Annotated in this window: 16 protein-coding genes; 5 read left to right on the top strand and 11 right to left on the bottom strand. The window is 48.3% G+C overall.

Features of this window, described 5'->3' with window-relative positions:
• Window positions 1–37: 37 nt before the first annotated feature.
• A complete protein-coding gene (gene dapE / locus SHD_RS10150) occupies window positions 38–1,183 on the bottom strand; it encodes a succinyl-diaminopimelate desuccinylase (protein WP_023267023.1) in 1,146 nt (381 codons plus the stop codon).
• Entirely contained in the window at window positions 1,180–1,584 is a 405-nt protein-coding gene (locus SHD_RS10145; RefSeq protein WP_023267022.1) for an ArsC family reductase, read from the bottom strand. Before SHD_RS10145 ends, dapE begins: the two co-directional genes overlap by 4 nt.
• Before the next feature lie 172 nt (window positions 1,585–1,756).
• Here SHD_RS10145 and SHD_RS22050 point away from each other — a divergent pair, with 172 nt between their 5' ends.
• Window positions 1,757–1,933: a hypothetical protein gene (locus SHD_RS22050; RefSeq protein ID WP_167330621.1), complete on the top strand. Its 177-nt coding sequence runs from the start codon at window positions 1,757–1,759 to the stop codon at window positions 1,931–1,933.
• A gap of 85 nt (window positions 1,934–2,018) precedes the next feature.
• Here the strand turns inward: SHD_RS22050 and SHD_RS10140 are convergent, their stop codons facing one another.
• From SHD_RS10140 to SHD_RS10125, 4 genes are all read right to left on the bottom strand, one after another.
• A complete protein-coding gene (locus tag SHD_RS10140; RefSeq protein ID WP_023267020.1) occupies window positions 2,019–4,691 on the bottom strand; it encodes a TonB-dependent receptor plug domain-containing protein in 2,673 nt (890 codons plus the stop codon).
• 449 nt (window positions 4,692–5,140) lie between these two features.
• Window positions 5,141–6,415, bottom strand: coding sequence for a translesion error-prone DNA polymerase V subunit UmuC (umuC, locus tag SHD_RS10135; protein WP_023267019.1), 1,275 nt, complete (start codon window positions 6,413–6,415; stop codon window positions 5,141–5,143).
• Entirely contained in the window at window positions 6,412–6,807 is a 396-nt protein-coding gene (gene umuD, locus SHD_RS10130) for a translesion error-prone DNA polymerase V autoproteolytic subunit (RefSeq protein ID WP_023267018.1), read from the bottom strand. The genes umuC and umuD overlap by 4 nt, the downstream gene beginning before the upstream one ends.
• A 275-nt stretch (window positions 6,808–7,082) precedes the next feature.
• On the bottom strand, window positions 7,083–8,471 hold the full coding sequence (locus SHD_RS10125; RefSeq protein ID WP_023267017.1) for an SLC13 family permease: 1,389 nt from the start codon (window positions 8,469–8,471) through the stop codon (window positions 7,083–7,085).
• A gap of 79 nt (window positions 8,472–8,550) precedes the next feature.
• On the opposite strand from SHD_RS10125, the gene SHD_RS10120 reads away from it, so the two are divergent.
• Window positions 8,551–9,387: an AraC family transcriptional regulator gene (locus tag SHD_RS10120; protein WP_023267016.1), complete on the top strand. Its 837-nt coding sequence runs from the start codon at window positions 8,551–8,553 to the stop codon at window positions 9,385–9,387.
• On the opposite strand, the gene SHD_RS10115 is transcribed toward SHD_RS10120, so the two are convergent.
• The 3 genes from SHD_RS10115 to SHD_RS10105 all read right to left on the bottom strand — a co-directional run bounded on the left by SHD_RS10115 (window position 9,374) and on the right by SHD_RS10105 (window position 15,008).
• Window positions 9,374–10,516 (bottom strand): hypothetical protein, encoded by a 1,143-nt coding sequence (locus SHD_RS10115; RefSeq protein ID WP_023267015.1) that lies wholly within the window; start codon window positions 10,514–10,516, stop codon window positions 9,374–9,376. The two genes, SHD_RS10120 and SHD_RS10115, sit on opposite strands and share 14 nt — an antisense overlap.
• Before the next feature lie 266 nt (window positions 10,517–10,782).
• Window positions 10,783–13,290, bottom strand: coding sequence for a glycoside hydrolase family 15 protein (locus tag SHD_RS10110; RefSeq protein ID WP_023267014.1), 2,508 nt, complete (start codon window positions 13,288–13,290; stop codon window positions 10,783–10,785).
• A gap of 122 nt (window positions 13,291–13,412) precedes the next feature.
• On the bottom strand, window positions 13,413–15,008 hold the full coding sequence (locus tag SHD_RS10105) for an MFS transporter (protein WP_023267013.1): 1,596 nt from the start codon (window positions 15,006–15,008) through the stop codon (window positions 13,413–13,415).
• A 758-nt stretch (window positions 15,009–15,766) separates the two neighbouring features.
• On the opposite strand from SHD_RS10105, the gene SHD_RS10100 reads away from it, so the two are divergent.
• The 3 genes from SHD_RS10100 to SHD_RS10090 are packed head-to-tail and all read left to right on the top strand — an operon-like array spanning window position 15,767 to window position 17,127.
• On the top strand, window positions 15,767–16,060 hold the full coding sequence (locus tag SHD_RS10100) for a YciI family protein (RefSeq protein ID WP_023267012.1): 294 nt from the start codon (window positions 15,767–15,769) through the stop codon (window positions 16,058–16,060).
• 27 nt (window positions 16,061–16,087) lie between these two features.
• Window positions 16,088–16,564: a GNAT family N-acetyltransferase gene (locus SHD_RS10095; RefSeq protein WP_023267011.1), complete on the top strand. Its 477-nt coding sequence runs from the start codon at window positions 16,088–16,090 to the stop codon at window positions 16,562–16,564.
• Window positions 16,565–16,611: 47 nt separating this feature from the next.
• Window positions 16,612–17,127, top strand: a complete 516-nt coding sequence (locus tag SHD_RS10090) for a hypothetical protein (RefSeq protein WP_023267010.1) — start codon at window positions 16,612–16,614, stop codon at window positions 17,125–17,127.
• Window positions 17,128–17,381: 254 nt separating this feature from the next.
• Here the strand turns inward: SHD_RS10090 and SHD_RS10085 are convergent, their stop codons facing one another.
• Both SHD_RS10085 and SHD_RS10080 read right to left on the bottom strand, forming a co-directional pair.
• Window positions 17,382–17,831: a carboxymuconolactone decarboxylase family protein gene (locus SHD_RS10085; RefSeq protein ID WP_023267009.1), complete on the bottom strand. Its 450-nt coding sequence runs from the start codon at window positions 17,829–17,831 to the stop codon at window positions 17,382–17,384.
• Window positions 17,832–17,867: 36 nt separating this feature from the next.
• Window positions 17,868–18,752: a helix-turn-helix domain-containing protein gene (locus tag SHD_RS10080; protein WP_023267008.1), complete on the bottom strand. Its 885-nt coding sequence runs from the start codon at window positions 18,750–18,752 to the stop codon at window positions 17,868–17,870.
• Between the last annotated feature and the right edge of the window lie 4 nt (window positions 18,753–18,756).

Raw genomic sequence — 18,756 nt, 5'->3', positions numbered from 1 at the left:
TACAGCTGGGCAGTATTCCTTAAGCGTGGCGTCGCGTTTAACACAGTAACTGTTCCAAAATCAATTCGTAGCACAGGGCTAACTGCTCTAGATCATCGACCTTTACGCATTCATTCACTTTATGGATAGTGGCGTTCACTGGGCCGAGTTCCAACACTTTGGCGCCCGTTGGTGCAATAAAGCGTCCGTCAGAGGTGCCGCCGGTGGTTTGCGGATCCGTATCATAACCAGTGACCTGACGAATCGCATGGCGGGTCGCGTCTAACAATGGGCCTTCGCCAGTTAAAAATGGCAGGCCGTTGAAGGTCCAGCTGAGGTCATAATCCAGTTCGTGGGAGGTCAATAAGGCTTCCACACGCTCGATTAATATCTCGGCGGTCACTTCGGTCGAATAACGGAAGTTAAACATGACCTCTAGGGTGCCTGGGATCACGTTCGATGCGCCCGTGCCGCCATTAATATTGGCGATTTGCATGCTGGTGGGCGGGAAGAATTCGTTGCCATTATCCCAATGGGTTTGGCTTAACTCAACTAAAAACGGTGCGGCTTTGTGGATTGGGTTATCCGCAAGGTGCGGATAGGCCACATGGCCCTGAATGCCCTTAACGGTTAAGTTGGCGGTGAGACTACCACGGCGACCATTTTTGACTACATCACCGAGTTTTAGGGTCGATGAGGGTTCGCCCACTAGCGCCCAAGTGATTTTTTCATTGCGGGCTTCTAGGGTGTCGATAACCCTTGTGGTGCCATTGATAAAGGGGCCTTCTTCATCGCTGGTGATCAAAAACGCAATCGAGCCGGGATGATTTGGGTGCTTAGCCACAAAACGTTCGGTCGCAACGATCATCGCCGCCAGCGAGCCTTTCATGTCGGCGGCGCCGCGACCATAAAGATAACCGTCAATAATGGTTGGTTCAAAAGGCGGGGTATGCCAGCGGCTTAAATCGCCCGCGGGCACTACATCGGTATGGCCGGCAAAACAAAATACGGGGCCTGCATTACCGCGACGCGCCCACATATTGGTGGTGTCTTCAAAGACCATGGGCTCAATATTAAAGCCAATGGCGGCAAGACGTTCGGCCATCAGGGTTTGGCAGCCTTCATCCAGCGGTGTGACCGAGGGACGGGCGATTAACTCTTTAGTCAGTTCGGTAACCGGCCCAGTTTTCGAAGCGTGCGTCATAGGGAAAACACCTTCTTATATTCAGTTTCGTTAAAGCCCACCAGCACTTGTTCACCCACGGTGAGCACAGGGCGCTTGATCAGCGTCGGGTGAGTGAGCATCAGTTGAATGGCTTTGGTTTGGTCGATATCCGCTTTATCAGCATCACTCAAGGCGCGGAAACTGGTACTGCGTTTATTAAAGACGGTTTCCCATCCGGCAATTTGACACCAATGCTGAAGATCCTTTTCTGCTAATCCATCTTCCCTAAAGTCATGGAAGTTGACCGAAAGTTGATGGGTTTCAATCCATTTACGGGCTTTACGCACTGTATCGCAATTTTTTATACCAAAAAGGGTCAAGATGATGCTCCTATCGAGGGGCGCCGTTGGCACGCATTGATTTTGCTCGCATTGTGGCATTGTGCGCTGGATGCCACAAGGGGGATATATGGTTGTGTAGGCGGTAACTATTCAGAATGCGCCTAGAAATATCCGAGCAAACAGTGACGAAAGCTTAAGCGTTAGTTAAGTATTGGCTTCTAGGCTAAGTTTTGAGCTTGGGTATTGAGCCTAAGTCGAGAAGGGGATCGCGATGAATATCAGTACAAGCAGCTCAATGTTAGCGCATAGCTATGCCGTCAACCGTTCATCTCTAACCGCTGCGTTACAAGCTCAGCCTGCGCCAGCCAAGGTGGAAGAGCGGAATGAGTCAGCCAAGGAGCGCGCCCGTGAGGCGAGTCAAGGCGAATCGATTGATACCTATGCCTAGCTGAGTGTGAAGCCTATAGATAAAAGCCGAGCAACTGCTCGGCTTTGTGTTTTAGGAAGCAAGACTAATTAAAACATGAGGTTGATTAGAAGTTCATCTCTACCGCTAAATAATATTCACGCCCTACAACGTTGTAGTAAGAACGTGGATAATGCGGCCAAGAGTTTTGGGTTTCATCAATCTCTGGACCCGCATCGAAGATATTATTTATACCGCCGGATAACTTAATCGCATCGGTTAACATATAGCTGGCGGCCCAGTTCACTTCGATATGACTGTCGATAGTGACGGCATACTTGTCCGCTAACCCATTGTTAATAAATGCCTCTTTACGCTGGCCATTCATGCTATCAGTGTACTTGAACAGCAAGTTGGTGGCGAAGTCATCATAGTTCCAACCGATATTTAAGTTACCACGGATTTTGGGGGCCGAGCCGTCACCGTCAATCAGATCTAATGGCTCAGAATCAGGGGTTAATTGCTCTTCCCACTTAAGCAAATAGGTGCCTTCGAGACGGGCAGTTAAATCACCGTAATTTGCAAGCTCATAACGATAACCAATAGAGAAGTCGATACCCGAGGTTTCTTGGGATGACATGTTAATCGCTTGGGTATTAACCTGGGTTAATTTACCGTCGGCATCACGGAAAATCTTATCGGCGAAGGCGTCAGCGTGATCCAAGATATACTGGGCGCTTGGGCTATTAACTAGATTGTCGATTTCAACAATCCAGTAGTCCAAGGTGAGGTTGAAATCGTTGTAATCCCACACCATGCCGAGGTTATAGTTTTTACCTGTTTCAGCCTCAAGATCAGGATTGGCGCCGATAGTGATGGGCAGTGAGTCAATCTTCTCACAGGCAGGGCCAGATCCACCCGCGGCATCACAGGTCGGGGTATCAATTACTGTACTATAAGCTGCTGTAGGCTCACCAAATAAGCGCTGCATATCCGGTGCACGGAAGGTTTCCGCATACAGACCGCGTAATAACAAACTATCAATCGGGCGATACTCTACCGCGACCTGTGGGCTAAATTGGCCACCCACATCGGATAAATCGTCGTAGTAGTCGTAACGGCCTGCAAGTGTGACGGTGAGGTTTTCGATTACCGGTACAGCAACCTCGGCATAACCTGCATATTGCTCACGTTCACCTTGGGCGCTGCTACCACCTTTACCCATGACACCGCCGTTAGTGGTAAATGTATCGGATTTGTCATAGAACCATTCTTTACCGTATTCGACGCCCACGGCATAAGCTACTGTTCCTGCCGGTAATTCAAAGGCATCGCCACTGATCCCTGCGTTGAAGCTCGATAGGGTGGATTGCCCCTTTTTACCGCCTTGGAAGTCCAGCAGTGCAGCATCGTCTGCGGAGATCACATCCAGTAGGGAATTACCGTTAGTACCCGCGGTGAGGTAGTTCCACATACTTTGGTAGGTTGGCGAACCTGCGGTGGTAGAGTCTACCGTTTGACGTGCAATCGACCATGAGGTGTCGTATTCGATAGTATCTGTGAGGTAACCTTTGCTGCCTAATAAGAAGGAGAAATTGTTCGTCTCAAAATCAGAGGTGCGCGGACCTAACTCAGACATACGACGAGTGTAGTAATAGTCTCCATCGGCAGCACCGGCGAAATCTCCGCCGAAGGCGGTAGTTTTATCGAAGACTTGGGATAACCCATTGAGCTCATCAATGATAGTGACGTTATTGCCCGACACGTTGAACATAAAATCTTCGCCAACTGTTGCCGATTCAATCTCAGTGTAGGTGGATGCATGGGTATAATCGAGGCGCGAATACAGCTGATGATTATCGTTTAAGTCTTTGGTGAGGTTGATCATTGTTGAGTAGCGCTTTTGCTCAGGCGAAAAGTCGCGCTGCGCGGAGCGATCGAACCCACACTTTCCATTGGCCATCATCACATAGCCTCGTGCTTCACAGTCGGCAGCACTTAAGGTTTTTAGTAATTTGCCATTGCTGTCTACTAGGTTAGCGCCATAGGAACTGTAACCAGCATAGTAGTTACCAGGAATAATATCTGTGCCCCATTCTGGGCGATCCGAGGCTTTTAACGCTTGACGGTCTTCATACTCGGCGAAGAAGGTCAAGTTCGCTTTATCACTGCTCACGCCAGTCATAAAAGAGAATTGGTTGTTTTGCAGACCACCATCGAAGGTGTCAGAGCGACGGTATTTGAAGGTACTTTGTTCAACGTCTTTCTTCAAAATGATGTTAATAACACCGCCCATCGCATCTGAGCCGTAAATAGCCGAAGCGCCTGTGGTTAAGATCTCAATACGTTCAATCGCGCCTAACGGAATGTTTGCCGTATCGACAAAGCTATCGGTACCACCGGCACCAAAAGGATATTTAGGTACGCGCTTGCCGTTGATCAGGGTCAGCACACGTCCAGCGCCCACACCACGCAGGTTGACGGCAGACGCCGCTGGGGTAAAGCCGTGGACTTCCTGCTGGGTCATTGAGCCACCAGAGTTTTGCGACAGATTACCTAACACATCTTGAACTGAGTTAAAGCCGCCTTTTTCGATGTCGGCAGCGCTGACCACCACGATTGGGGAGGCATTTTCAAGATCGGTGCGTTTAATGCGTGAACCTGTTACTTCGATACGCTCAACTTTATTATCGATCACAGCCGCTTCATCGGCGGCAAATACTTGCGGTGTCACCGAGGCGGAGACTAAAGCAAGTAAACTAAAACGAACCGCACGAGCGACGGTTGTTTGCGTAGTCATATTTTCATTCCCTTAACAATGCCATGACGATCAGGAAGGGTTTCATCAAGGCTTATATTTATTTGCAACTGCCCTCCATAGCCGGAAAATTATCATTAACAACTTTAATATCAACAGCTTAATTGTTGTGTTGTTGATGCGTAAATGTTGTATTTGTAATCTTTGGCGAACTAATTAAGTGAGATAAGAAATAAATAATGACAGCATGGCGTGCGTTTTGCGGGTGGTTGTATCTTAATGTAACGAAACATTATCTTTACAATGTCAATTTTTGTACTAGGTCTTTAGTTTGATTGAGTTTTAGATTCTGTGAGCTACATCAAGTTGGGATAAAAGCGGTAAATTGGGAGTATCTTATTAACTGTTGAAAATAAGTGCATTATTGTTGAGGCTTCAGAGATTTAACAAATCTTAACAGGTAAGCAAATGGCTTGTTTGCATACTATGGCTTATTTTACTGTCGGGATGTGTGTCCATTGTGTGGTATAGCGAGGAGAGAGTTGGCCACGCTTCATGCACCAATCGGCATTGAGTCCTTGCCCTGCAAATTGGATCTTGGCTTTACCGCTGTGATTAACGCTATCCAGTAGTTTCATCAATTCTTTACTTTTAGGTTGTGGTTTGACTTCATCAAATAATCCTAGCTGAAACACACCTGGCGCATAAAAGTCCCCCAGCATCACACCAGCCTTGGCATAGGCATAACCATCACGCCAAAGCCTAGATAACAGCCGCTGTGCTAATGCAATGAAATCGCGGGTATCGTCACTGGGATAAGCTAAGTTACCCGTAAGCACCTGACTGTATTTGGGCTGATGCTCAGTGAAATAACTGGTGCGAATAAATACGGATAGAGTGCGTGCAAGTTGGCCCTCTGCACGCAGTTTTTCGCAGGCTCGACAGGTATAATCATTGATGGCCTGTTGCATTGCGGTGAACTGGGTAATGCGTTCGCCAAAGGATCGCGAACTCACGATTTGCTGTTTTGTTGCGACGACCTGCTGAATATCATTACAGGCAATACCGTTAAGCTCGTGTACTGTTCGCTCGACTATTACGGAAAAGCTGTCTCGGATCAGTTTAGGCGGAGTATCGGCGAGCTGGAGGGCGGTATGTATCCCCATCAGTTTTAAACGTTGAGCAATTTTACGGCCAATTCCCCACACTTCATCAATTGGCGTCAAGGCCATTAAACGCCGTTGACGTTCTGTCGTGCGTAAATCGACAACGCCTTGAGTCATTGGGTATTTTTTAGCGGCATAATTGGCGAGCTTGGCTAAGGTTTTACTGGGGCCGATGCCGACACAGACACTGATGCCAATCCATTGTTGGATCCGTTGGCGGATCTCTGTAGCCAACTCCGCGATATCTTGACACTTATCGAGTCGAGAGAGGTCTAAAAAAGCCTCGTCAATTGAGTAGACTTCTACTCTTGGCACCATTTGCTCGAGAGTGCTCATTACTCGATTTGAAATATCGGCATAAAGTGCATAGTTGGACGAAAATACCGCTATGTTATGGGCGCGGATCAGGTCCATCACCTGATACACGGGGACGGCCATTTTTATGCCTAATTGCTTTGCCTCCAATGAGCGCGCAACGACACAACCATCATTATTGGAGAGCACAACAATCGGTTTACCTTGAAGATCGGGCCGAAATAAGCGTTCGCAGGAAGCGTAGAAGTTATTACAATCAACAAGGGCAAATAGTGAAGCAGTCATTTGAGTTTTTTCACCACACAAGTCACCACACCAAATAGGTTGAGTTCGGAATCATGGTGGATGGTAATGGCTCTAAATGCCGGATTACGGGGTATTAATTGCACAACCGGACGTAATTGCAATTGTTTAACGGTGAATTCACCATCAACCGCGGCGACCACAATATCGCCATGTGCCGCTTGCAATGACCTATCCACCACTAATATGTCGCCGCTGGAAATGCCCGCATCCACCATAGAATCCCCTTGTACTTTTACAAAAAATGTCGCAGTGGGATGTTTAATGCATAATTCATTGAGATCGAGTGATTGCTCAACATAATCGTGGGCTGGAGAAGGAAATCCCGCCGCAACGGAGGAGCTAAAAAGTGGATACTGTGTTTGTATACGCATAGGAAGAACAATAAAATTGAAATACTGTATATAAAAACAGTATAGCGTATTTTGATGACGTGTCGAAAGCGTGTTGAGTTCGACGGCAAATAAAAAGTTGCAGACATATTGCTACCATTGAAAGTGCCACAGTAGCAATAATCTTGAGACTACCTTGGTAACGGCCAATCTAATGCATGTGTTCGTTTTTGCTTGGCTTTTGGTTGCGGCAATTCTTCACCGCAACTAAAGGGGATGTTCCACATCATCTAGGGTTACTCCCTGTGCTGTAAAACTTAGCTTATCCATCCCAGTAAGAGCCACCAAAGGTAGTCCAACGGCATCAGCAGCAATAAAGTTATCAGCGCTAAGGGTAAGGTGACTTTCAACAGATGGGTGAGGGGTTCCTGAGACAGCTGCATCGCCAAAATCAGTGGTGCCACCTGATAGGGAAATATTACCGTCGAAAAACCGATCACTTGCGTCATCAGTACCGCGGGGAGTGAAAACCCTGTCGCATTCGCCAAGTCCGCGGCCATGGGGGTTAATACCGTGGGCACGCCAGGCACGGTTGCTACCAGTCCGGTTAAGGTCGATATCAGCGATAAGGACATAAAGTTGAGGAAAGAGCCGCCCTGCGACAAGGGTAAATATTGGCTGAACATTTGTCCGAGTGCGTTTCCTAGCCCAGATTGATTGACTAGGGTGCCTAGTCCGAGTGCAGCGGCAACAAAGATAACCGTTGAGAAATCAACCGATTGATTAAAACGTTTTGGCTCAATAATGCCCCACTTGGGTAGTAAGAGGATAATGGCGGTCGTTAGTCCTACCCAAGCCGGATTAATCCCATGCCATGAGTCTGTTACCCAAAATAGCAGGGTGATGATGAGTAACACGCTGAGTTTAACCTGCTTGGCCACATCATACGCTTCGATATCCGTCGCTGCTTTAATCTGGCTTTTATCAATATTGGCCGGAAACAAATACACCACGAGCGCCACTATAATGGCTGATTTGAGCAGACCTAAAATAGGAAAGTGTAGAAACAGATATTCAGCATAGCCAAAATGCACGTTAAACAGATTTTCACTCGCACCGGACAAAATCATGTTGGGAATATTAGCTGGCAGCACCGCAAAGCTTGGCATATTACAGGCCAGTGCTAGGGCGGTTGCTATGCCTATCCGGCCATTACTGCCACGGCTAAACCCGATCTGCTCGGCCAAAGCCATGCCGATGGGGAGCATCACTACCGCGCGTCCAACCGAGGATGGCATTACAAATCCCAGTAACATCGCGCTGATGACGAGTCCCGCAACCAAGCGCGGATAACTTATGGTTAACGCGGGGGCGATAAGGGCGGCAAGGCGGCGACTCAGTCCCGACTCTGAAATGGCGCTACCAATCACAAAGCCAGAAATAATTAACCACACCGCCGCCGAACTAAATCCCGAAAACAACGCACTGGGGTCGATCAGTTTAAAGATGGTCGCTAGGGCAAAAAAGATCAGTCCCGCCATAAAGGGCGGAATAAAGCCTGTGCTCCAAAATAGCAAAGTAATCAGAACGACCGATGCGCTATAGGAAAAATCTGCAGGGTGCTGCTGTAGTGGAAACATGGCCAACAAGCCTGCGACAAGCATGGCGCTAAAGAGCAACCACTTTTTAATGCTTAACTTACCCATAGGGGATCACCTTAATATTGTGGGCATTGATGTTGAGGTCTAAGATAGCTCAATTGATATGGCGTTTTAAGGTGGTGATGTGTCAGATATTATTTCTAAAGCGACAATGTTGGCGCCCAGCCAATTTGCGTTCACGTTAGACGCTAATCGTCCCGTCTTGAGTAATGCGCGCAATCTCGAGGCCGAAATGGGCGTCGAACCCCATTCTCACCCTCGGGGGCAGTTACTTTGGGCGGCAAAAGGGATTTTACGGGTACAGAGCGACAATGCGGTTTGGGTGGTACCTTCGACCCATGCTGTATGGATCCCAAGTGATTGTCGTCATCAAATTAATTGTGAAACCCATGCCCATCTTCGCAACTTGTATATCGATCCCAGTTATCGCGTGAGAGAGCAAGACAAGCAGGTGGTGATGGTTAGCATGACGCCGCTAATGCGTGAAATGGTACTGAAACTATGCCAAGACACCTTGATGGCGTCTGCTAAGTATTTTCGCTTGGGCTTAAGTGCCATAGACGAATTAGATGCACTCGACAGTGTGAATACCTACTTGAATGCGGGCTCGGATCCGCGTCTTGGCCGAGTGATCCAACTGTTGATCAAAAAACCGCAGGCGGAGTGTAGCTTGGCCGAATTAGCCCAAAGCGCAGGGGCGAGTATTCGAACCATAGAACGACTCTTTAAAGCCGAAACCGGGCAGACCTATAGACAATGGCGCCAAAGATATCGATTACTCAACTCCCTTGAGCGGTTAACCCAAGGGGAGAGCACGACGAGCGTGGCCCATAGCCTTGGGTATTTAAGTGTCAGTAGCTTTAGCGCAGCATTTAAAGTCTTATTTGGTTGCACGCCTCAGGAATACGCCCAGAAAAGCGTGCAAGCGACAGCCCTTAGTAACAGGTCTACAGCAGTCTAGTGATGAGCTGGGCTCTTTGTGGCTCAAGCTCATTCAAACCTTGTTGATAGCGGTCTAATGGTGGAATGCTAGAGCAGAGGACAAATTTTCCTAGCGGGTTATACATAAACTGACCGACGACAGCGATAGACAAATGAGCAGGGCAATCCTGCAGAGGTGTTGTACCATCTAAAATCGCCGCGTAGCGATTCGCTGTGTCTTGATGTTGCATTAACGGGGTCAGTAACCATTGCGTCACCGTTGTGGTGATATCTTCATCATCAATTGTCTGTAATGCTTTGGTCATGCCTGTAAAGTAATACCATTCACCCGCCTTCGTGCTATCAAACGACATAACAGCTGATGGAATAGGCATTTGCCAGCTAACGGGAATAGCGCTGTTGAGTTGAGCGTGTGGTAATTGCTTTAAGACCAATTCGCCAAATTTCATATTTGTTGTGATGCCATTTTGACTAACGGTTTTTATCAGCAGCACATGGGTGTTGGCTGCTACACGTTGCCAAAACAACATATCTTGATTAATCACATCGGCAATCTGCTGCGCAGGCATGGTTTGAGCGTGAGCCAGTAAATCGATGAAATAGAGTTTTTGTGCCGTGAGCAGATGTGGAAGTGATGGAGAAGACAAAAAGACATTAAATTGGCTGCCTTCTTGCCAGCTATCTAACTGAATTAATGTTTTATATCGTGCGATTAATTCGGCGTTTGTTGCGAGGAGTTCGTCAAAAGGCGTTTGTTCTGCCAGTACAGGGAGGCAACTGGATAGAAAATCATCACGGTTAATGCACTCGTTGAATGGCGTTTGCGGTTTATCTATTGGAGTTGTGTTTAGCGTTGGGGAACGCTCCAAAATGCCAAGCTGTTGTATGGTTTTGAGTCGAGAAATCCCGGCATCCATAGGTGAGCCGCCACTATTCACATCAAAGCCCAGTGCATAGAGATACGCATTCTGAGCTTGGTTGTCGGCTAACGCTTTATCACTCTTTTGAATTTCGTCTAGGTAGACTTTAGCCTGTTCTGAAGCTGGGCTATCTTTCATGTTGATGGCGACAAGGGTCAGATAAAGACTCACTGGCACCAAGAATAGCGTGAGCAAAATCCATTTGATTGCGGTTTTTAAATGTTTCATCAAAACTCCATTTATCGATAAATTAACAAAATCGCAAATAGGTTAACATTTAAGCCAGCTTCTGTAAGTCAATTTTTTATTAAAGCAACTGCAATAAAAACAAGTATTCACGTAAAAAAACAGAGAATGCTTTTACAGTTCGCAAAATGGATGATGTGGGGCGAATTGAAGGTATTAAGTCGGCGCTGAATGACATGCAGCTTTGGATCATAAAGCCCGCCAAACTGAGGTTTTGCGGGCTTTACTCACTGGGATCAGCATTAAAACTATTTCAACGCCTCTGGGACGATAGGGTAGTTATCCCATACTCGACCGTCGCTCATTGAACGAACCAGCTTGATATATTCAGCATGGGTCCAGGCGAGCGGGGTGGCGGAGTTAGTGCCTTGACCGAGTTGATATTGGTAACGTGTGGCGTTGCCCACACCATCCCATGCTTGCTCGGGGAGCATTAGACCCGCGTTGGCGAAGGTTTCCATCCCTTGCACATAGGTATTGATAAGCTGCTGTTTGGTTTGCTGTGCGTTTGCACCCGTTAGCTCTCCCTTGGCGCTGGCGAGGGCCAGTTCAAAATGTCCACGCTCGCCGGTGAAGAAGGGCCAGACGCGGCCGCGTTGGTTGTCGCTATTACTGCCCGATTCGGCGTAGTTTGCGCCAGTGAGGGTATCTTCACCGTAGCCGTCGTTACCGTAACGTCTAAAGCCCGGCACACTACTGCCATCTTTTGCAGTAAAGCTGTATTTGAGGCGTAAATTGTCCTCAAGTTCGGTGTTATCCACCAGCGCAAGACTTTGATTAATCAGCTTATCGGTTGCGCCACGTACGCCATAGCGAACCAGTTCTAAAAAGCCGCCATCGAGGATCTGACGTTGGTCTAATCCCACACGACCATTATTAGCGGCGAGTGTCTCGGCGGTGTTTGGCTCACCATTCGGGCTTAAGCGAAGATAATAAGGCGCCTTAATGCCTTGGCTATCTGTAAGCAAACCTTGGGTCGTCACTAAGTGTTTTTCAAGTTGTTGATTAAGCGTTTTGGCGGTCGCTAAATAACGCTGACTGGCATCGCTATCGTTTACTGCCTTAGCAATATCACTCGCTGCCACTAAACCTGCGATCAATGCGGCCGTGGTGGAGGGCGAATAACCAGCTTGTTCTTCCCAACGTTCTTGCTGAGTTTTTGGCGGTGTAATTTGGGTGTGGTTCCAGTCGAGATTGACCTCACCGCCGCTAACTAAAAAGTCCGCCGCGGCTTTTAGCATCTCTTGATACCAGTGGCTCAGTTCAGCTTGACTCAGCACGCCTGCTTGCCAAAGTTTCCAGCCGAGCATGATCGGCATCGCCGTTTGGTCGAGCTGTACGCCCACCCATTCAATTTGGCCATCCACATGGGTCTTTTGTAAAAACCAACCGGGTGTGCCGCTAAAACCTGGAGTTTTATCACTCACTTGCACCTTTTTAAGGTACTCAAAGGCGACTTTAGGCGTTTGGGTATCACCCATGGCGAGAAATGCCATGGCGCACTGGTAAAAGTCACGGGGCCAAACGGCCTTGTAGCCCGTGCTGGGTGTAACAGCAGGGACGGTATCGCCCCAAGGATTAGAAAGCGATGCGATAAGGGCGCCCGCGTAGGTTTTATCTTCCTGCGCCTTGAGTACCATGGCACTGGTATACAGCAGCTTGCCATTATCTGTGGTGCTTTGCGCCATAGCAGGCATCGCGGGCAGCGATTGTAAATAACTGTGCCAACCGGCGTTGTATTGGCTCAGCACCGCATCATACCCCGCCGTTAAGCTGGCGTTGGCATTGGCTAAACTGCTGGTTTCATCATGGCCAAAACCGATGGCCAAATTCACATTAAGAGGTTGATTCGCTTGGAGTACGGGATAACTGGCGGTAAAGGCAATGTTGCCTTGAGTCGGATTTTCGGCACTGCTGGTGGCCTGATAAAGGGTATCGAGCTTGCCATTATCGGCTAAATCGGCCAGACCGTCGGATACACCGACAAAACCCGTGGTCGCCTGCGCAAAATCGATATCCGATTTAACCGTCATCACGCTGCTGTGTGGGTCAGCGGTGCGAGCGATAAGGGCTTGATGATCGATTCTGCCAATATCATTCGCGCCCGCATTATCGATATGGGGGTTAACGTATAAATGCGGTGTGATGCCCGCTTCAAAGGCGGTAAACGTCACGCGCATCATCAGCGTATCGCGGTCTGGGTCGGTAAAGATATGTTTTTCTATCTGATACTTACCTTCAACGTCGCGGTTGATAATCTTATAAGCCAAGGATTGTGGGCGGCCATTGGCGTCGGTATCTAAGTATTCAATGCTGCTGATGGTGTTGTCTTTCTCGGTATCGACAAAGCCATTGCCAGTGAACACAAATTGCAACTCTTTGAGCTGAGCATTGTGAATAAGGCCGTACATGGTCTCGGTTAAAATCCCCTGCGCGACGGAGAACCACACGCGGCTAATGGGATTTTGAGCACTATCTTGATATTGCCCTTGAGTATAAGGCTCATAGGCGGTGCCAATCCCGGTTTTGCCGGAGAACGCCCAAGTAGGCGCTTTGCCGGGGGCTCCGGGGGCTATTTGTGCATTTGCGTCTGTGGCTTTGGTGACGGTCGGTGTTGATGCGTCTGAATTGGGGGCCGAGGGTGAACAGCCCGTTAAGCTGGCAACGCCGATAAGACTTGCGGCGATTGCAAGCGCAATCGGCTTACGGCTTAAGTTGCGGCGGTCTGAAAAGCTGCGAACTGTTGTTGATTCCATATTCTTCAAAATCTCCCCAATCAATAGATGGTGCTAATTGCGATTTATTCTTCTTGTAAGTTATGCGTCTTGGCGTTGAGTTGCCCAAACGCCTAAACGCTAAGTTTGCCGAGTTGTAGGATTTACACTTGAGTGTGCTGAGTATTTGGTTGCTCAACAAAGAGCACGGCAATCCCGGCGCAGAGCATCAGAATGCCGCCGGTGATCAGGGCATAGATGGGTTGACCATCAAATAATCCATTAAGAATTAAGCCTAAAACACTGGCCGCGAGCAGCTGTGGGATCACAATAAAGAAGTTAAAGATCCCCATGTACACGCCCATCTTTTTCGGCGGCAAGGCACCGGATAACATGGCGTAGGGCACGGAGAGAATCGAAGCCCAGGCGATACCCACGCCAATCATCGGCAGCCATAATAGACTGGGATCTTTGATAAAGTAGAAACTGATCAAGCCAAAACCGCCGCAGAACATATTAAAGGTGTGGGTCAGTTTGATGCCGATACGTTTAGCCAGTAGCGGGATAAACAGGGCCGCAATGGCCGAAAATCCATTGTAGGAGGCAAAGAGTACACCCACCCAATCGGCGCCATCGTTATAGGCTTTAGACAACACATCGCTGCTGCCAAAATGGTAAGACGTCACCGCCGAGGTGGTGTATATCCACATCGCAAAAAGCGCGAACCAAGAGAAAAACTGCACTATGGCTAATTGATGCATGGCCTTAGGCATATGGAATAAATCATCGACCACATTAAAGACAATGCCCAGTTGCGAACGTTGTGAGGGCGTTGATTTACCTAAGCGCAGGGCGCAGTAAAGTTGCAATGGGCCAAAGGCAAAAATCCCTAAGGTTAAAATATACAGCTGCTTATCTAAATCCTGTGCCCACACCGCAAGCGTCAGCAGTGCGCCTACCGCCATCCAAACGATAGCGGCAAATTGGTAATTCTTATGGGTACGAGTGCGATGTTGTTGCTCATCTGCGCCTGCGTCAGCATTGCCATGGAAGGCGGCAAGTTCGTCTGGGGAATATTCTTTGGTGGACACAACTGTCCAAGCCACACTGAGAAACAGCACGGCGCCACCAAAATAGAAGGCATAACGCACAGAATCGGCAATTTCGCCCGCGGGCGCGGTATTGGCGACATCAAAGTAGTTGCTGAGAACATAGGGCAGGGCCGAGGCCACCACCGCGCCGATGCCGATAAAAAAGCTTTGCATAGCATAGCCTTGAGTGCGCTGCTTGGGAGGCAAATTATCCCCGACAAAGGCACGGAAGGGTTCAATGGCGATATTGATTGAGGCATCCATAATCCAGAGCATGCCTGCGGCAATCCATAACGTAGGGGAATGTGGCATCACAAAAATCGCGAGCGTCGTACAAATGGCGCCGATTAAAAAATACGGCCGGCGGCGACCTAAACGCCCCCAAGTGTTATCGCTAAGATAACCAATAATAGGTTGAACCAGCAGACCCGTTAACGGTGCGGCAATCCACAGGATCGGAATATCATCGATAGAGGCGCCAAGGGTTTGGAAAATGCGGCTGACGTTGGCATTTTGCAGTGCAAAGCCGAATTGGATCCCCAAAAAGCCAAAGCACATATTGAAGATTTGCCAGAAATTCAGCTCGGGTTGCACCTTATGCACGGTGCGCTGCGCCAGCTTGGGCGGGAAACTTTCTAATGGGGTAACCGTTTGTTGATCCGCGGACATGCAACTTCCCTTCAGTAGCGGGCAGCGGGGCTGCCTTGAGTCATTTATCGTTATAATGTGTGGCCTATTCAATGGCCTTTGCTCAGTTTTACGCGTTATTGTGCTAGTTCCCTGCGGTCGAGAAACAGACGTCCTGCGAGGCTGAAAAAATGGCGAATACACCTCTCCCTCAGAAGCATATTCGCCAATAAATTCATTTCATACTGTTAAGCTAGAAGCTGATGTAAAAGCTAATGAGTAGAAAAGAACCTAAGTCTGACAGCTATCCTCATAGGCAACCACCAGAAACGACCTCACATTGTTCAACCCCACAAGCAGAGGGTGAAACTAGCGAATTTATAGTAGCCGCAGCGCCGATTGACGCACAACCGCTTACATACGTATTCATCATTCCTTGATAACCCTGTTGAAACAGCTCTGTAACTAATGGTGTGTGGATTTTACGTGAGGCGTGGATGGGTTTAAACCCTAGATGTATCCAGTTATCACATTGGTGGGGATGAGTGCAGCGTCTTAGAATGGGGTCACTCGCGCTGCGATAAGGGGAAATGTGTTGAAATCTGCTGATTGGTGGAAGTACATGGATCATTTTCAATTTAATCAACAGACTCATTTTTATAGGCTATTGATAGCGAAAGCATAATGCATCACTATGTCGCCAGACTTTACTGACAGTTAGCGACTTGCCGCCATTGACGTTTGTGGCAAGAGCAATTGAGTATTCATTCTGGTTTGGTATTACGCCCTTAAGGAACCCTATGTTTGTTATCACCTTAACCTACAAAAAACCGCTGGCCGATGTAGAACAGCATTTGGCGGCCCATATTGCCTATCTCGATGAATATTATGCCAAGGGTACCTTTATCGCCTCTGGCCGTAAGGTGCCCCGCACTGGCGGAGTGATCCTTGCCAAAGCGGATAATCGCGCCGAGCTTGAAGCTATTGTCAAACTCGACCCCTTCTATATCGAAGAGGTGGCCGAATTTGAGGTGGTGGAGTTTGTACCTACTCGGGCCGCAGCAGGTTTAGAAGCTTTAGTTGAGCAGATTTAAAGGGTAGGGATACGAGCTAAAAACATAATGGAATATACCCAAGATTTAATGCAGCCTGTGGATCTTGAATGGGTGCCTGCGCAACAAGTCCCTATGGCATTGCTGTTAGAGGCCGATCCTTCCACTCCCAGTATCGAAGCGTATTTGGATAATGCTTGGTGTTTTGCCGCCAAGTATAAGGATGAGATTGTGGCCGTGTGTGTGGCTAAGCTAATTCGCGATAAGGTTGCGGAAATCTTCAATATGGCGGCGTGGCCTGACTATCAGCGGCAGGGAATTGGTTCAGTGTTACTGTCATTTGTTTTAACTGAATTGGCGAGAAAGTCGGTGGTTCGTGTGGAATTGGGTACGGGTAGCTTTGGGTATCAACTTACTTATTATCAGCGACTGGGGTTTAGAGTCGAGGCTGTGATAAAAGATCACTTCTTAACCCATTACGACGAACCTCTGTTTGAACAGGGATTACAACATAAGGATATGCTTAGATTAGCGCTGGAATTATAAACCGTGCTGACGATTGTGGACGTAATCAAAAATCGAAAGGATCTCGAATGAAACGTTATTTCACGGCAGTCTTATTCGCACTGTTCTCTCAAGTCGCATTGTTTTCACAAGTCACAGTTGCTGAGCCACTTAAGTGGCAGACAAATTTTGCTGATCATGACGCGGTGATTTTTGCCTCAAGCACGGGTGTAGATAGCTTGAAAGACGTGATAGCCGCTGTTCCCAAGTCGGTGTGGATTCGCTCGGTACAAGTGTCAACCCTTGCACAGTTCGATGGTCTTCAGCACGAGTTGCACACTTATCTGCAGCGACATTACCCTCAGGAGTTAGCCGATGCTTTGGCTTCGGCGGGCAATATGCATAACCCCAAGGTGGTGGCCCTACGGGAGGGATTTAAGGAAGCCGTTCTCGCCTCAGATTTTGTCAAGCAGATGAATGCCGATTTTAGAGGGCGCTGCGAAAGTATCACCTCAGTCGATATCGAGAAGTTTTTTATCACGACACAATCCTTATCGCCCCAATTTGAAGCCATGCTCTGGTTAAAGACTGAACAGTGCCACTAGGCTACAAAAATTCCTTATCTAGCGTGAGCGTTAGTCGCTATCAACTTTTCCTTTATCAAACTGTTATCGCAAATAATTATTTCAAACCACTACCTCAAGTTGCCATTCAACCTGACTGAGTCAGCCAATCAATGCTGTTAGCTATTGGATACTCGCCAAAACATGACTGATGCGAGTACAGGTATTGAGGGCACCAGAGTAGGTGCCCTTGCTGGCTTTGAGGAACAGGCTTGCGATAAGCATGTTTACCGCGATTAGAGCGGTTGAAGATGGAAGGCGATCGCGATGCGGTTCCAACCATTAATGGCGATAATTAGGCTGGTTAGATCGACAATCTCCTTCTCTGAATAATGCTCGGCGAGCGCGGCGTATTCACTGTCGTGAACTGGCGATTGGGCGACGCGGGTTAAGGTTTCCGTCCAGCGCAGCGCCGCTTGCTCCCGTGCATCAAAGAGTCCATCGACTTCGTGCCAAGCAGCCAGTAAATCTAAACGGCGCTGGTTTTCTCCGTCGTGGCGCGCTTCTTCGGCGTGCATTCGCTGACAAAACGCGCAGCCATTGAGTTGCGATGCCCTAAGTTTGACTAAATGTACCAATAATGGCGAAAACGCCGAGTCACTTGCCGCTTTATCTAGGCTAATGAGTGCTTTGGCAAGTTCAGGTTGGAGTTGGTAAATCTGTTGGCGCGGAATATGTTCTGACATAAAGCCTCCTGTAAGTTGAGGCTTGAATCTAAGGGATTAATCGGCCGTTATATTGGAGATTTGCGACATTTTGCGTTTTTTATATTGCCCCGGTGTTTGCAGCATCACCCGTAAAAAGTGCTGATGTAGATGGGCTTGATCGTAAAATCCACAATCGAAGGCCACCTTCGCGAGGCTAAGCGACGGCGATTGACTCAATAGGTTGCGGGCAATTTTTACTCGATTCAGCTGCAATAACTGCGCGGGCGATAAACCCGTTTCCTGTTTAAATTTGCGTTCAAATTGGCGTCGACTCATGGGGAGTTGCCCGTAAAAGGTCTCCAAATTGGCTTGGGTGTGGATGAGTCGAGGCAAGGTTGCGGGGACTAGGCTCATGCGCGTCGATAAGCTTAAGTCTAATTGCTGCGCTCGTTGCAATAGCCAGTGTTCCACGAGGGCGATACGCTCGCTAGGTTGCGGTGTATCAACGAGTTGGTATAAGAGCGTTGTTAAACCAACGATGGGCCACTGGGTCACATCGATAACGCTTGCTGTCGTATCGGTCTGCATGGCGGCAAGCTCAACCCCCAGTAAATGGAAGGCGCCACTGGGCTGAAAACGCACCGTAATTTGCTCGGTACCCGGCGTGAAGCTATGACAATGCCGCTGCTGGCCCGAGTAAAAATACACCGAAGGCGCGTCGCTAATGCCGGGCGATGGCAAATAAAAATGCAGGCTTGTGCCGCCATCGGGATAGAAGGTTTGGTCGATTGGCTTAAGTAAATTCGCCGCGACACGCAAATGAAAATAGCGCTGCACCCAAGGGCGCAGTGGGGCAATGGCTTGAAAATGATTAAAGCCTAAGTGGGCAAATTGGGTCTCAAAACGCTTAAAACTGCGCATTTCGAGTTCATCAGCCGTGTATCGCAAGGTCGTCACCATTAAG

Origin of the sequence: Shewanella decolorationis S12 (genome assembly GCF_000485795.1) — a bacterium.
In the GTDB taxonomy this organism is placed as follows: Bacteria; Pseudomonadota; Gammaproteobacteria; order Enterobacterales; family Shewanellaceae; genus Shewanella; species Shewanella decolorationis.
This window is presented reverse-complemented; position numbering and strand designations above follow the sequence as displayed.

Bases quoted from the DNA above. Each gene is read 5' to 3' on its own strand.
- dapE (WP_023267023.1), bottom strand. From the start codon at position 1,183: ATGACGCACGCTTCGAAAACTGGGCCGGTTACCGAACTGACTAAAGAG.
- SHD_RS10145 (WP_023267022.1), bottom strand. From the start codon at position 1,584: ATGCCACAATGCGAGCAAAATCAATGCGTGCCAACGGCGCCCCTCGAT.
- SHD_RS22050 (WP_167330621.1), top strand. From the start codon at position 1,757: ATGAATATCAGTACAAGCAGCTCAATGTTAGCGCATAGCTATGCCGTC.
- SHD_RS10140 (WP_023267020.1), bottom strand. From the start codon at position 4,691: ATGACTACGCAAACAACCGTCGCTCGTGCGGTTCGTTTTAGTTTACTT.
- umuC (WP_023267019.1), bottom strand. From the start codon at position 6,415: ATGACTGCTTCACTATTTGCCCTTGTTGATTGTAATAACTTCTACGCT.
- umuD (WP_023267018.1), bottom strand. From the start codon at position 6,807: ATGCGTATACAAACACAGTATCCACTTTTTAGCTCCTCCGTTGCGGCG.
- SHD_RS10125 (WP_023267017.1), bottom strand. From the start codon at position 8,471: ATGGGTAAGTTAAGCATTAAAAAGTGGTTGCTCTTTAGCGCCATGCTT.
- SHD_RS10115 (WP_023267015.1), bottom strand. From the start codon at position 10,516: ATGAAACATTTAAAAACCGCAATCAAATGGATTTTGCTCACGCTATTC.
- SHD_RS10110 (WP_023267014.1), bottom strand. From the start codon at position 13,290: ATGGAATCAACAACAGTTCGCAGCTTTTCAGACCGCCGCAACTTAAGC.
- SHD_RS10105 (WP_023267013.1), bottom strand. From the start codon at position 15,008: ATGTCCGCGGATCAACAAACGGTTACCCCATTAGAAAGTTTCCCGCCC.
- SHD_RS10100 (WP_023267012.1), top strand. From the start codon at position 15,767: ATGTTTGTTATCACCTTAACCTACAAAAAACCGCTGGCCGATGTAGAA.
- SHD_RS10095 (WP_023267011.1), top strand. From the start codon at position 16,088: ATGGAATATACCCAAGATTTAATGCAGCCTGTGGATCTTGAATGGGTG.
- SHD_RS10090 (WP_023267010.1), top strand. From the start codon at position 16,612: ATGAAACGTTATTTCACGGCAGTCTTATTCGCACTGTTCTCTCAAGTC.
- SHD_RS10085 (WP_023267009.1), bottom strand. From the start codon at position 17,831: ATGTCAGAACATATTCCGCGCCAACAGATTTACCAACTCCAACCTGAA.
- SHD_RS10080 (WP_023267008.1), bottom strand. From the start codon at position 18,752: ATGGTGACGACCTTGCGATACACGGCTGATGAACTCGAAATGCGCAGT.